We start from the raw sequence: 12,816 nt of genomic DNA, 5'->3' as shown, positions 1-12,816 counted from the left end.
CAGTGACATAGGCTCGCCGCTTATGGCGACCACTCGGAACAAGATTCTGATCACCGGAGCGAGCTCGGGGCTCGGTGAGGAAATGGCGCGACGGTTCGCAGGCATGGGCCGGGATCTGGCGCTCTGCGCCCGGCGGGTCGAGCGGTTGGACGAACTTCGCGCCGAGTTGATGCACCACAACCCGAACATCACTGTGGTGGTCCGAGCCCTCGACGTCACCGATCACGATGCGGTGGGTGAGGTGTTCGGAAAATTGCGCGACGAACTGGGCGGCCTCGATCGCGTGATCGTCAATGCCGGGCTCGGTAAGGGCGCGAAGATCGGTACCGGGCGAGCTGACGCCAACCTGCAGACCGCCCGAACGAACTTCATCGGGGCGCTCTCGCAGGCCGAGGCCGCGCTGTCGATCTTCCGTGAGCAGAAACGCGGGCACCTGGTGTTCGTCTCGTCCATCAGCGCCGACCGGGGACTACCGGGGGCCAAGGCGACCTACTCGGCCAGCAAAGCCGCGGTGGCCTCGCTGGGTGAATCGTTGGCCACGGAGCTGTCGCGAACCGACATCGCCGTCACCACCCTGCTGCCCGGCTTCATCGCCACCGACATGTCCGCCAAAGCGGGCGACAGTGCCGCTCTCACAGCCACTCTGGACGAGGGAGTATCGGCGATGGTCGACGCGATCGAGAGCGAAACCCGCCGCGCCGCGCTACCCGGACTCAAGTGGCGGGGCATCGACGCGGCGCTGCGGTTCCTGCCGAACGTGCTGACGGATCGGATGGTCTGACTACTGCAAGTACCCCTCGACCCGGTCGACGCTGTTGGCGGTTGCGGTGTCGGGGTTCTTGCCTGCGTCGATGCGAGCCCGACGCTGGCGGAGCAGGTCCCAGCACTGGTCGAGGGCGTGCTCGAGCGATGCCAGTTGGGCCTTTTCTGTGTCCGGGTCGATGTCGCCCGACTGGGCCTCGGTGCGAAGCTTGTGCTCGGTGGCGATGAGCTGCTGGATCTTGGTGTGGATATCGTGCTCGTTCATGGCGACAACGGTAGACCTACCAGGGTTTCGCGGCCAGATTCCGCGTCGCCAGGGCTCGTTGCACGGCCGCGGTGAGCTCGGCCGTCGACCCGGCCAGAGCGTCGTCGGTGCACACGAGCGAGAGTGTGTAGTTGCCGTCCAGGCGGGAGAGGTAGGTCGACATCCTGATCGTCGACAGCGCGCCCGACGGGTTCGGATGGATCGCGCGGGTCGCGAGTCCGCACGATCGGTGGGAGCCCAGTGCGGTGACGCCGTCGGGAATGTCGCCGATGTTGGAGCACAACACTTCTCCGCGCCCCGGTGTCGACGTCAGCTTCGCGGCGACGCTGTGGGGGAGCAGCTGGACGATCTCGGGTGGATAGCCTGCGGGTGCTCCGACGGGCTTGCCGAACGCCGCCTTGCACGCTGCGCGGATGGCCGCGGGCGAGTCGTCTCCGCGGACGGCGACGGTGGCCATTCCGATCGCGTTGGCATCACCGGACCCGGTGCGAAAAGGAATGTCGACGGTCACCGCGGGCGACCCGAGTTCGCTCATCGTGGCGGCGACGACGGAGACGAACAGCGAATTTGCTGATCCGCCGACGCGTCGCGCAGCCGAATCCCACTCCGCAGCATCGATATCCACGATCACCGACTGCATCCTGCGTGCGTGGTGCGGTGCGATACCGCCGCTGTCGGCGGTGGTGAACGCCCGCAATTCTGCTCGGGCCTTCTTACTGACCCACAATCTCGCCGTCGCCGCGATGGATCGTAGGAGAACCGTGACGATCATCGAGATCGCGTCCTTCACATCCGAGCCCGGTTGCAGCACCGGCACCGGTGTCGATCCGGAGAATGCCTGTGCGGCAGCGTCGATGAGCTCGCGAGCATCGGCCAGCGCATGCGAACACACCAGAGACAGCACGGTGCCGCCGTGTGCAACGGGCGCGGCCGTCAACCGCCAGCCGGGCCCGTACTGCGGGTCGAGTCGAACGTCTGCCTGTGCATCGGCCCATCCGATGATGTCGTCGACCGCCTCGGTGCCGTACTCGAGCGGAAGCGATTCGATTGAGATGTCCCATCGAAGTCGTGCCCCGGGTGTACGGGGCTTGCCGACTCGACGGCCGAGTTGCCCGACGGCCATTTCGTCGTGGACCCTTCGGAGTTCCGCCGTGCTCACCGTCTCGGTGGTGCGCCAGATACCCTGCAGCGCAATGGGAATTCCGTAGCCGCGGTGGGTCCGGAGGAATATCTCGTCGATCACCGACAGTCGTGTGGATTTCACGGGCTCGCGGTGCCGTGTCGTCCCGCTCCCGACGCGAACCTGCTCGCGCCGCTGAGGGCGTCGGCGTTGATGGAGATGGCACCATGCCGGAATTCGTTCTTCAGGGCGGACTCCTCGTCGAGGCCGTCCTGTTCCAGCAGGGACAGTCGATCCTCACGCATACAGGTCTGCGGCAACAGCGCGAGTTCGGCAGCCAACGCCTCCGCTTCCGACCGGGCTCGGCCCACCGGGACCACCCTGGTGATCAGTCCGATGTTCAACGCCTCCTCGGCGTCGACGGCACGACCGGTGAGGATCATGTCCATCGCCCGGCCGGTACCGACGATGCGCGGCAATCGCACTGTGCCGCCGTCGATCAACGGAACGCCCCAGCGCCGGCAGAACACGCCGAACGTGGCGTCGTCCTCGGCGATGCGTAGGTCACACCACAGAGCGAGTTCCAGTCCGCCCGCGACGGCGTATCCCGACACTGCCGCGATGACGGGCTTGGACAACCGCATTCGCGTCGGGCCCATCGGGCCGTCCCCGTGTTCGGTCGCGTGATTCGAGCGCGGTGTGCCCAGGGCCTTGAGGTCTGCTCCCGAGCAGAAGGTGCCGCCCTCGCCCCACAGGACTGCCACCGAGGCGGATTCGTCGGCGTCGAACTCCTCGAACGCCTGGATCAACTCCTGGGCGGTGGGGCCGTCGACGGCATTGCGTGCCTCCGGGCGCGACAGGACGATGGTGGTGACGGGGCCTGATCGCTCGATCCGTACCGGCATGTCAGTGAACGTTACTCGAGTTCTCTTGCATGAAGCAATGAATCAGTGCTTCAATCCTTGCATGCCGTACCGAAGAACCCCTGCAGTGCAGGCCAGGCTCGATGCCGCACGCAAGAAACTCTTCGCCGCCGCCATCGAGGTCCTCTCGACGCAGGGGTACGCCGGCCTGTCGGTGGCGTCGGTCGCCGCGGCAGCAGGGGTGTCCTCCGGCAGCGTCTACACCCATTTCGAGGGGAAGTCGGATCTTGTGGTCGCGATCTTCCGCGAGGTCTGCAGTCGGGAGGTTGCCGCAGTGGTCACCGCGTGCGAGCACGGCAGCGCCGTCGAGCGAGTGACCGCAGTGGTGCAGACCTTCGCCGGACGCGCCCTGAAGAACCGGACGATGGCGTATGCCCTGCTGGCCGAACCGGTTGACCCGGCCGTCGACGCCGAGCGGTTGGTGTTCCGGCAGAAATTCACCGATGCCTTCGCCGACGCGATCGTGTCGGGCATCGAAGCCGGAGAGATCCCCGAGCAGGACGCGGCGATCTCGGCAGCGGCTCTGGTCGGTGCCGTCGGCGAAGTGATGGTCGGCCCGTTGTCCTCGCACGATTCGGTGGATCCAATACCCAGTCTTGTCGCATTGTCGTTGCGCGCGTTAGGAGTTCGAGATGGACACGCATGAGGTATTCAACCAGGCAATCGACCTGACGCCCTACGACACCTCCGCGGACCCGTCGTTGCTCGACGGTGTGGCGCGGGCAGGTGCAGGCTGGGCACTCGACGAGGTCCGCAGGCTCGGGACTCTCGCCGGTGGAGTGGCGGCCCAGGAGTGGGGCAGGCTCGCCAACGAGAACCCGCCCGTGTTGAAGACCCACGATCGGTACGGGCACCGCATCGACGAGGTCGAATTCCACCCGCACTGGCACGATCTGATGACCGTTGCCGTCGAGCACGGACTGCACGCCAGTCCGTGGGTCGACGACCGCGTCGGTGCACACGTTGCCCGCGCCGCAAAGTTCTACGTCTGGGGGCAGGCCGAGGCCGGGCACATGTGTCCCATTTCGATGACCTATGCCGTCGTTCCGGCGTTGCGGCACAATCCTTCTCTGGCTGCGCAGTACGAGCCGCTGCTGGCGTCGAGGGAATACGATTTCGGCCTGCGGACCCCGTCGAGCAAGCGCGGACTGATCGCAGGCATGTCGATGACGGAGAAGCAGGGCGGATCCGACGTACGCGCCAACACCACCACGGCCACACCGTCGTCGGACGGAACGTATTCGATCACCGGCCACAAGTGGTTCACCTCCGCGCCGATGTCGGACATGTTCCTCACCCTGGCGCAGGCACCGGGCGGGCTCTCGTGCTTCATGCTGCCGCGCGTCCTGCCCGACGGCACCCGCAACCGAATGATGCTGCAGCGCCTGAAGGACAAGCTCGGCAACAAGTCGAACGCATCCGGTGAGCTCGAATACCACGGGGCCACCGGCTGGCTCGTCGGCGAAGAGGGTCGCGGTGTGCGCACCATCATCGAGATGGTCAACATGACCAGGTTGGACTGCGTCATCGGGTCCGCGGCCGGAATTCGCAACGCCACCGTGCGCGCAGTCCATCATGCGCGTCATCGGTCTGCGTTCGGGGCCGCACTCGTCGATCAGCCTCTGATGCGAAACGTGCTGGCAGACTTGACTATCGAGTCCGAAGCCGCCACCGCCGCCATGATCCGCCTGGCGCAGGCCACCGACGGTTCGGCCCGCGGCGACGAGCAGGAGAGCGCACTACGCCGAATCGCGTTGGCCGTCACCAAGTACTGGGTCTGCAAACGAGCACCGGCCCACGCCGCCGAAGCACTCGAATGTCTCGGAGGCAACGGCTATGTCGAGGAATCGGGAATGCCTCGGTTGTTCCGCGAATCGCCGCTGATGTCGATCTGGGAAGGCTCCGGCAATGTCGCCGCACTCGATTCCCTCCGTGCACTGGCCCGCCAACCCGACAGCGTCGAGGCGTTCTTCGGTGAGATCGGCCAGGCGTCGGGCTCGGATTCTCGCCTCGACGACGCCATCGCCCGCGTCGGCAAGGAACTGTCCGACACCTCCGACATGGAATACCGGGCCAGGCGAGTCGTCGAACTGATGGCGCTGACCTTCCAGGGCGCGCAACTGGTGATGCACGGGAACCCCGCTGTGGCCGATGCCTTCTGCGCCAGTCGACTCGACCGAGACTGGGGCATCGCCTTCGGCACCCTGCCGACAGGAGTCGATACGGCGGCGGTGTTGACGCGGGTGTGATGCGGCGGATCGGCTCTGGGGGGATCGGCTCCCCATATTTGGATTAGTGACGCTGATCGGAGTCGGTTATCCGAAACTGGGGAGCTGATTGGGCACCAGCCGCTGGTCTCCGAACCACCCGGCCGGCGTAGGAAGGCCTGCCGCGCGGGCGAATGCCTGCTCGAAGCGGCGAAGTAGTGTTCGAGGATCGTCCAGGTCCCGCCAATTCCACCGCACGATCACCCACCCCAACTCGCGGAGCCGGTCCTCTCGATACTTTTCGTCGAGCAGTACCTGCTTGGAGTCGTACTTCGATTCGCCGTCGAACTCACCGATCACTTTGAACTCCCAGAACAGAAAGTCGACCCGTCCGACGAAGCGGCCCGCACCGTCGTACACCCATTGATTGAGCAGCGGAGTCGGCAGGGGGAGCGTCTCGAAGAGCACCCGACTTCGAGATTCGCCGACGCTCTCGCTGCGCCCGCTCATCAGTGACACCGCACGTCGGGCGGCGGAGATACCGGTGCGGAACCGTGCCGACTCCACCGCCGTCGACAGTGCGTCGGAATCGGTGTGGCCGGACCTCAGCGCGCTGTCGCCTACACACACGGACCGCTCGACGGTCGTGGTGCGCGCGATGTCGACGACGGTGCGGGCTGCCGTGGTGACCGGAAAGCCGTTGACAGTCGTCCGCTCGGTGGGTTCCAGCGTGGTGCCGTGGAGAATTCGGAGCGGGCGACGCTTGCTGGCGTAGTCGAGTCCGTGCGTCATGTGCACCCTGTCCAGCGGTAGCTGCCAGATGTCGAAGCCCCAGGCGATGGCCGCCGAGACGTGGCTGAGCACGTGGTCCGCGGGCGCGGATGTCAGATAAGACCGCGCCAGCAAGGAATGTCTTTCGGTCGGACTCGCTGATTGCAGAACCGCATGCGGCACGTAGAACCCCGGCCTCAGTACCGACAGTTCACCGGTGCGGCGAAGTCTCCGCAGGTCGTCGTCGGTCAAGCCGAACGCGAGCGCATCGGCCCGGGTGAACAGATCCGTCTGGGGTAAGTCCATGACTTCTTGGACGCGCCGGGTGTCGAAACGGATCCATCAGCAACGGAAAAGCTCCCCACTTTTGGATTTCCGACGCCGATCGGAGGCGGATATCCAAAAGTGGGGAGCTGATTCGCGACGGAGTGGCCCCTAGCTCGAACGACCCCGCTGCGAGCGGTACCAGCGCACCAGCGCATCGGTGGATGAATCCGATTGCGTGGCAGGGGCTTCGGTGTCGGTGAGTACCGGCGTCAGTTCGAGTGCCTGGGTCTTGCCGAGTTCGACGCCCCACTGATCGTAGGAGTCGACGCCCCAGATGACACCTTCGACGAACACCTGGTGCTCGTACAGGGCGATCAACTGCCCGACCACCGACGGCGTGAGCTTGGGGGCGAGAATCGAGGTGGACGGGCGGTTGCCGGGCATCACCTTGTGCGGCACCACATCTGCCGGAGTGTCCTCGGCGGCGATCTCCTCGGCCGTCTTGCCGAAGGCAAGCACCTTGGTCTGGGCGAAGAAGTTGCTCATCAGCAGATCGTGCATCGAGCCGGTGCCGTCGCGGGTGGGCAGATCGTCGGTGGGTTCGGCGAATCCGATGAAGTCCGCAGGAACCAAACGTGTTCCCTGGTGCAGCAATTGGTAGAAGGCGTGCTGGCCGTTGGTGCCCGGCTCGCCCCAGAAGATCTCGCCGGTCGGCGTGGTGACGGGGGAACCGTCGGCCTTGACGGACTTGCCGTTGGACTCCATCGTCAGCTGCTGCAGGTACGCCGCGAAACGGGAGAGGTCATTCGAATACGGCAGCACTGCACGGGTTTCCGCGCCGAAGAAGGAGCTGTACCACAGGCCGACGAGGCCGAGCAGAACCGGCGCGTTCTCGGCCAGCGGCGTCAACCGGAAGTGCTCGTCGATGCGATGGAAACCGTCGAGGAATTCGCCGAACGCTTCCTTGCCCACAACGGCCATGACCGACAACCCGATTGCCGAATCGACGGAGTAGCGTCCGCCCACCCAATCCCAGAAACCGAACATGTTGGCGGTGTCGATACCGAAATCCGCAACGCGCTCGGCGTTGGTGGACACGGCAACGAAGTGCTTGGCGACGGCGTCCTCACCGAGCGCGTCGACGAGCCAGCGCCGGGCCGCGGTGGCGTTCGTCAGCGTTTCGAGGGTGGAGAATGTCTTGGACGCGATGATGAACAGCGTCGACGCCGGGTCGAGTCCGTCGAGTGCACCGACCAGATCGGCGGGGTCGACGTTCGAGACGAACTTCGCGGAGATCCCGGCGTCGGCGTAGTGGCGGAGTGCGTTGTAGACCATGACCGGTCCGAGGTCGCTGCCGCCGATGCCGATGTTGACGACGGTGGCGATCTTCTCGCCGGTGGCACCGACCCATTCGCCCGAACGCACTCGATCGGTGAATTCGCCCATGGCCGTGAGGACTTCGTGTACATCGGCAACCACGTTCTGACCGTCGACGGTCAGGGAAGCGTCGGCCGGCAGACGCAGCGCAGTGTGCAGAACGGCGCGGTCCTCGGAAGTGTTGATGTGCTCGCCCGCGAACATGGCGTCGCGCTTGCCTTCGACATCGGCGGTACGGGCCAGTTCGACGAGCAACTCGACGGTCTCACTGGTGATGCGGTGCTTGCTGTAGTCGATGTGCAGGTCCGCGGCCTCGAGGGTGAACGTACGACCTCGGTCGGCGTCATCGGCGAACAGAGTTCGAAGATGAGTATCGGCAATCGCGGAATGGTGATCGGTCAGCTTCTGCCAGGCATCCGTGCCGGTGATATCGACGCTCATACGAGCCAACACTAATGCGGGGCGGCACCGCGCGCGCGTCGTTCTCGTTTGCGTCGGGCGCTGCGGAGGCATCATGGACGGTATGGACCAACGTGCATTGATCGATTCGATTCCGGCAAAACTGTGGATCGGCGGAAAGGCCGTCGACGCCGAAGGAGGTAAGACGTTCCCGGTGAACGATCCGGCCACCGGTCGGCCCCTGACGGAGGTGGCCGACGCATCGCCTGCCGACGCGATGAAGGCGCTCGACGCAGCCGCAGCGGCGCAGAAGAGCTGGGCGGCAACACCTGCCCGCGAGCGCAGTGAAATTCTTCGAGCGGCATTCGAGAAGGTCACCGAACGCGCCGACGACATCGCGCTGCTGATGACCCTGGAGATGGGTAAGGCCCTCGCCGAATCCAAGGCCGAGGTGAAGTACGGTGCCGAATTCTTCCGCTGGTTCGCCGAGGAGGCAGTACGCATCGGCGGTCGCTACACCCCGGCCCCGGCGGGCAATGGACGAATCCTCGTCACCAAGGCGCCGGTGGGGCCGGTACTGGCGATCACCCCGTGGAACTTCCCGTTGGCGATGGGCACCAGAAAGATCGGGCCCGCTCTGGCCGCCGGCTGCACTATCGTCGTCAAGCCCGCTCGTGAGACCCCGCTGACGATGCTGTTGCTGGCTCAGATCTTCGACGAGGTCGGTTTGCCCGAAGGTGTGCTCTCGGTGCTGACGACGTCGAAGTCCGGCGACGTCACCGGACCCCTCATCGAGGATCCGCGGATGCGCAAACTCACCTTCACCGGCTCGACGGGCGTCGGCAAGTCTCTCGTCCAGAAGTCCGCGACCCGGCTGCTGCGCACCTCGATGGAGCTCGGCGGCAACGCACCGTTCGTGGTGTTCGACGACGCGAACATCGACGACGCGGTGGACGGTGCGATGCTCGCCAAGATGCGCAACGGCGGCGAGGCCTGCACCGCGGCGAACCGATTGCACGTGCACAACAGCGTGCGCGAAGAGTTCACCAGCAAACTCGTGGCGAAGATGACCGAGATGAAGCTCGGCCCCGGCGTCGACCCCGATACCAAGCTCGGACCGCTGATCAACGCCGATCAGCTCGAGACCGTGCAGGAACTCGTCGACGACGCGGTGGCCAAGGGGGCGACAGTGGCGCTCGGGGGTACAGCGCCGGGCGGGGACGGCTACTTCTACCCGGCGACCGTCCTGACCGAGGTGCCTGCCGAGGCGAGAATCCTGAAGGAAGAGGTGTTCGGGCCGGTGGCTCCGATCGTCGGCTTCGACACCGAGCAGGAAGGTATCGACGCAGCCAACAACACCGAGTACGGCTTGGCGTCGTACATCTACACGGAGAGTCTCGATCGTGCGCTACGGGTGGCCGACGCCATCGACAGTGGCATGGTGGGCGTCAACCGCGGAGTGATCTCGGACGCGGCTGCGCCGTTCGGTGGGGTGAAGGAATCGGGATTCGGCCGCGAAGGCGGATCCGAGGGTATCGAGGAGTACCTCGAGACCAAGTACATCGCTCTGAAGTGAACGAACGCAGGTCGGGTGCGCACTCGGCGCGCCCGACCCGGGGGTGGAATCAGTGGCCGAGACGACCGCGGCCGAGACGGAGCAGGAGCATGGCCAGCGTGTGGCCTTCCTGGCCCAGGCTGCTGAAACGCTCCAGAACCTTCATCTCACGGCTGTGAACCAGGCGCGGTCCGCCGGAGGCCATGCGGGTGCGCCCGATGATCTGCGAGACCTCGGAACGACGTCGCACTGCGGCGAGGATCTCGGCATCGAGGCGGTCGATTTCCTGACGCAGGTCGTTGATCTCGGCTTCGCTGGTGGGCAATGCGGTCTCTGAGTCGATCTTCGTCGTCATGGCCATCGTCTCTCCTCGGGTCACATCTTGGATCGTTGCGTCGTCCGTCACCGTTACGCCTTTCGTATTCGGAACTGCATCGCCGATCGTTCGGTTCCCGTTTGGAACCGGGCGTTGCGTCTATCGACAGGCTCCTGCGCGCGCGGCCGAACAACGGCCGACCCGATGCAGGCGATGACGTACGGTTTTTTCGATCACCGATCCAGTGTGCCACGGGTCAACCCTCCTGAAAAGTCGTCGGTTCGGCCGACGACCACGGGATGTGGGTTTGTCGGTACGCGCCGGTAACCTGACCACACGATGAACACATTCCTCCAGGGCCTCCAGTCCCGACAGAACACCTCGTCCGACGCACTGCTGGAAGGGCTCAATCCTCAGCAGCGTGAGGCCGTTGTGCACACCGGATCTCCGCTGCTCATCGTGGCCGGAGCCGGGTCGGGCAAGACGGCGGTGCTGACGCGTCGCATCGCGTATCTGCTGGCCGAGCGAGGAGTGTCACCCGGCCAGGTGCTGGCCATCACGTTCACCAACAAGGCCGCTGCCGAGATGCGCGAGCGAGTCGCCGGACTCGTGGGACCGCGAGCGAACGCCATGTGGGTCTCGACGTTCCACTCGAGTTGCGTGCGGATTCTGCGCGCGCAGGCTGCGCTGCTGCCCGGTCTGAACTCGAACTTCTCCATCTACGACGCGGACGACTCGCGGCGGCTGCTGACGATGATCTCCAAGGATCTGCAGATCGACACCAAGAAGTTCTCGGCGCGGCTGCTCTCGACGGCGATCTCGAACCTGAAGAACGAGCTGATCGGACCCGACAAGGCGGCGGAGGATGCCGACGGTGATCCTGCCGAGCTGCCGCGGCTGGTGGCCAAGGTCTACGGCATCTACCAGCAGCGGCTGCGCGCGGCCAACGCCATGGACTTCGACGACCTCATCGGCGAGACGGTGGGCATTCTGCAGGCGTTCCCTCAGGTGGCCCAGTACTACCGACGCCGGTTCCGGCACGTTCTGGTCGACGAGTACCAGGACACCAACCACGCCCAGTACATGCTGGTCCGCGAACTGGTCGGTACCCCCGACGCCGACGGCGCACTCGAGGGCACCGTCGCGCCGGGCGAGCTCTGTGTGGTGGGCGATGCGGATCAGTCCATCTACGCCTTCCGTGGTGCCACGATCCGCAACATCGAGGAATTCGAGCGCGACTATCCCGACGCGCGGACCATCCTGCTCGAGCAGAACTACCGATCGACGCAGAACATCCTCTCGGCCGCCAACGCGGTGATCTCGCGCAACATCGGCCGACGCGAGAAGAAGCTGTGGACCGACACCGGCGAGGGCGAGTTGATCGTCGGTTACGTCGCCGACAACGAGCACGACGAGGCATCGTTCGTGGCCTCGGAGATCGACCGACTCGTCGACGGCGGAGACGTGCGCTTCGACGAGGTGGCCGTCTTCTACCGAACCAACAACTCCTCGCGTGCGCTCGAAGAGATCTTCATCCGACTCGGACTGCCGTACAAGGTCGTCGGCGGCGTCCGATTCTACGAGCGCAAGGAAGTACGTGACCTCGTCGCATACCTGCGCGTGCTGTCCAACGAGGACGACACCGTCAGCATGCGGCGCATCCTCAACACTCCGCGCCGGGGGATCGGCGACCGTGCCGAGGCCTGTGTCGCCGTGCACGCCGAGCAGCGCGACATCAGCTTCTCGCGCGCGTTGTACGACGCGGCCGCGGGCAAGGTGGCGTTGCTCAACTCGCGGCAGCAGAAGTTGATCGCGCAGTTCATGGAGTTGCTCGACGAACTACGTGCAGTGCTCACCGCGACCGACGGGGACGGCAACGACATCGCAGACATCGGCGATGTCGTCGAAGCCGTACTCGACCGCACCGGCTACCGCGCCGAACTCGAAGCCAGCAGTGATCCGCAGGACGGTGCTCGCCTCGACAACCTCAACGAACTCGTCAGCGTCGCACGGGAATTCACTTCCGAGGCGCGCAATCAGGCCGCAGTGGCGGCGGAAGCTCTCGAAACCGGGGACGACGAGAACGGCGACGAGGACGGTGGCGTCGACGGGTTGGCCGAGCCGGGCTCGCTCGCGGCGTTCCTCGAACGGGTATCGCTGGTGGCCGACACCGATCAGATCCCCGATTCGGGTACCGGCGTCGTCACCCTGATGACGCTGCACACCGCCAAAGGTCTGGAATTCCCGGTGGTCTTCGTTACGGGCTGGGAGGACGGCCAATTCCCGCACATGCGGGCGCTCGGCGACCCAAACGAACTGTCCGAGGAACGACGCCTGGCGTACGTGGGCATCACGCGGGCGCGGCAGCGGCTGTACCTCACGCGCGCCATCATGCGCTCGGCATGGGGCCAGCCCATCGCCAACCCGGAATCGCGCTTCCTGCAAGAAGTTCCGCAGCACCTGATCGACTGGCGACGCGAGGATCCGGGCACCGGGGGAGGCCGAGCCATCGGCGGGGGCAGATCCGGCAGTTACGGCTCGGGTGGAGGATACGGCTCCAACAGTTACGGCTCGAACAGTTACGGCTCGGGCAGCTACGGCGGGTCCTCGAATCGCGGTCAGAGTTCGACGCCGAGTTTCGGTGCCGCCAAGGGGCGCAACTCCAATCTCGTTCTCGCCGTGGGCGATCGAGTCAGCCACGACAAGTACGGCCTGGGCACGGTGCTGGAATCGACCGGTGCCGGAGTCAAGGCGATGGTGTTGATCGACTTCGGTTCGGCCGGCCGCGTGAAGATGATGCTCATCGGCGGTGTTCCGATGACCAAGCTCTGAGTCTTTCGGTACACGAAAAAGC

11 protein-coding genes are annotated in these 12,816 nt (G+C 65.3%); 5 read left to right on the top strand and 6 right to left on the bottom strand.

What is annotated here, in order from left to right:
- Positions 1-22 precede the first annotated feature (22 nt).
- The gene (locus tag AYK61_RS10055) at positions 23-781 is read left to right on the top strand and encodes an SDR family oxidoreductase (RefSeq protein ID WP_121870689.1); all 759 of its coding nucleotides are present in this window, start codon (positions 23-25) and stop codon (positions 779-781) included.
- Here AYK61_RS10055 and AYK61_RS10050 read toward each other — a convergent pair whose 3' ends face one another.
- From AYK61_RS10050 to AYK61_RS10040, 3 genes are read right to left on the bottom strand one after another with little or no spacing between them, the layout of a single operon-like run.
- Positions 782-1,027 carry a DUF2630 family protein gene (locus tag AYK61_RS10050; RefSeq protein ID WP_037191897.1) on the bottom strand — a complete coding sequence of 82 codons (246 nt, stop codon included), beginning with the start codon at positions 1,025-1,027 and terminating at the stop codon, positions 782-784.
- Between the two features lie 16 nt (positions 1,028-1,043).
- Positions 1,044-2,291: a hypothetical protein gene (locus AYK61_RS10045; protein ID WP_121870688.1), complete on the bottom strand. Its 1,248-nt coding sequence runs from the start codon at positions 2,289-2,291 to the stop codon at positions 1,044-1,046.
- Complete coding sequence (locus tag AYK61_RS10040; RefSeq protein ID WP_121870687.1) at positions 2,288-3,052, bottom strand: crotonase/enoyl-CoA hydratase family protein; 765 nt, start codon at positions 3,050-3,052, stop codon at positions 2,288-2,290. The genes AYK61_RS10045 and AYK61_RS10040 overlap by 4 nt, the downstream gene beginning before the upstream one ends.
- Positions 3,053-3,113: 61 nt before the next feature.
- Here AYK61_RS10040 and AYK61_RS10035 point away from each other — a divergent pair, with 61 nt between their 5' ends.
- Complete coding sequence (locus AYK61_RS10035) at positions 3,114-3,716, top strand: TetR/AcrR family transcriptional regulator (protein ID WP_121872630.1); 603 nt, start codon at positions 3,114-3,116, stop codon at positions 3,714-3,716.
- Positions 3,703-5,319 (top strand): acyl-CoA dehydrogenase family protein, encoded by a 1,617-nt coding sequence (locus AYK61_RS10030; RefSeq protein ID WP_121870686.1) that lies wholly within the window; start codon positions 3,703-3,705, stop codon positions 5,317-5,319. The genes AYK61_RS10035 and AYK61_RS10030 overlap by 14 nt, the downstream gene beginning before the upstream one ends.
- A gap of 66 nt (positions 5,320-5,385) precedes the next feature.
- Here AYK61_RS10030 and AYK61_RS10025 read toward each other — a convergent pair whose 3' ends face one another.
- Positions 5,386-6,354 carry a type IV toxin-antitoxin system AbiEi family antitoxin domain-containing protein gene (locus tag AYK61_RS10025; RefSeq protein ID WP_121870685.1) on the bottom strand — a complete coding sequence of 323 codons (969 nt, stop codon included), beginning with the start codon at positions 6,352-6,354 and terminating at the stop codon, positions 5,386-5,388.
- A 129-nt stretch (positions 6,355-6,483) separates the two neighbouring features.
- Entirely contained in the window at positions 6,484-8,133 is a 1,650-nt protein-coding gene (pgi, locus tag AYK61_RS10020) for a glucose-6-phosphate isomerase (protein ID WP_121872629.1), read from the bottom strand.
- Between the two features lie 82 nt (positions 8,134-8,215).
- On the opposite strand from pgi, the gene AYK61_RS10015 reads away from it, so the two are divergent.
- On the top strand, positions 8,216-9,667 hold the full coding sequence (locus AYK61_RS10015) for an NAD-dependent succinate-semialdehyde dehydrogenase (RefSeq protein WP_121872628.1): 1,452 nt from the start codon (positions 8,216-8,218) through the stop codon (positions 9,665-9,667).
- Positions 9,668-9,716: 49 nt separating this feature from the next.
- Here the strand turns inward: AYK61_RS10015 and AYK61_RS10010 are convergent, their stop codons facing one another.
- Positions 9,717-10,007, bottom strand: coding sequence for a chorismate mutase (locus AYK61_RS10010; RefSeq protein WP_032396247.1), 291 nt, complete (start codon positions 10,005-10,007; stop codon positions 9,717-9,719).
- A gap of 294 nt (positions 10,008-10,301) precedes the next feature.
- Between AYK61_RS10010 and AYK61_RS10005 the strand changes: the two genes are divergently transcribed.
- Positions 10,302-12,794: a UvrD-helicase domain-containing protein gene (locus AYK61_RS10005; RefSeq protein ID WP_121870684.1), complete on the top strand. Its 2,493-nt coding sequence runs from the start codon at positions 10,302-10,304 to the stop codon at positions 12,792-12,794.
- Positions 12,795-12,816 lie beyond the last annotated feature (22 nt).

It is taken from the genome of Rhodococcus sp. SBT000017 (assembly GCF_003688915.1).
Taxonomy (GTDB): Bacteria; Actinomycetota; Actinomycetes; order Mycobacteriales; family Mycobacteriaceae; genus Rhodococcoides.
The sequence above is the reverse complement of the archived record's forward strand: the minus strand, read 5'-3'. Positions and strand labels throughout refer to the sequence as shown.

Coding starts and splice junctions, on each gene's coding strand:
- AYK61_RS10030 (WP_121870686.1), top strand. CDS start 3,703: ATGGACACGCATGAGGTATTCAACCAGGCAATCGACCTGACGCCCTAC.
- AYK61_RS10050 (WP_037191897.1), bottom strand. CDS start 1,027: ATGAACGAGCACGATATCCACACCAAGATCCAGCAGCTCATCGCCACC.
- AYK61_RS10005 (WP_121870684.1), top strand. CDS start 10,302: ATGAACACATTCCTCCAGGGCCTCCAGTCCCGACAGAACACCTCGTCC.
- AYK61_RS10015 (WP_121872628.1), top strand. CDS start 8,216: ATGGACCAACGTGCATTGATCGATTCGATTCCGGCAAAACTGTGGATC.
- AYK61_RS10010 (WP_032396247.1), bottom strand. CDS start 10,007: ATGGCCATGACGACGAAGATCGACTCAGAGACCGCATTGCCCACCAGC.
- AYK61_RS10055 (WP_121870689.1), top strand. CDS start 23: ATGGCGACCACTCGGAACAAGATTCTGATCACCGGAGCGAGCTCGGGG.
- AYK61_RS10035 (WP_121872630.1), top strand. CDS start 3,114: ATGCCGTACCGAAGAACCCCTGCAGTGCAGGCCAGGCTCGATGCCGCA.
- pgi (WP_121872629.1), bottom strand. CDS start 8,133: ATGAGCGTCGATATCACCGGCACGGATGCCTGGCAGAAGCTGACCGAT.
- AYK61_RS10040 (WP_121870687.1), bottom strand. CDS start 3,052: ATGCCGGTACGGATCGAGCGATCAGGCCCCGTCACCACCATCGTCCTG.
- AYK61_RS10025 (WP_121870685.1), bottom strand. CDS start 6,354: ATGGACTTACCCCAGACGGATCTGTTCACCCGGGCCGATGCGCTCGCG.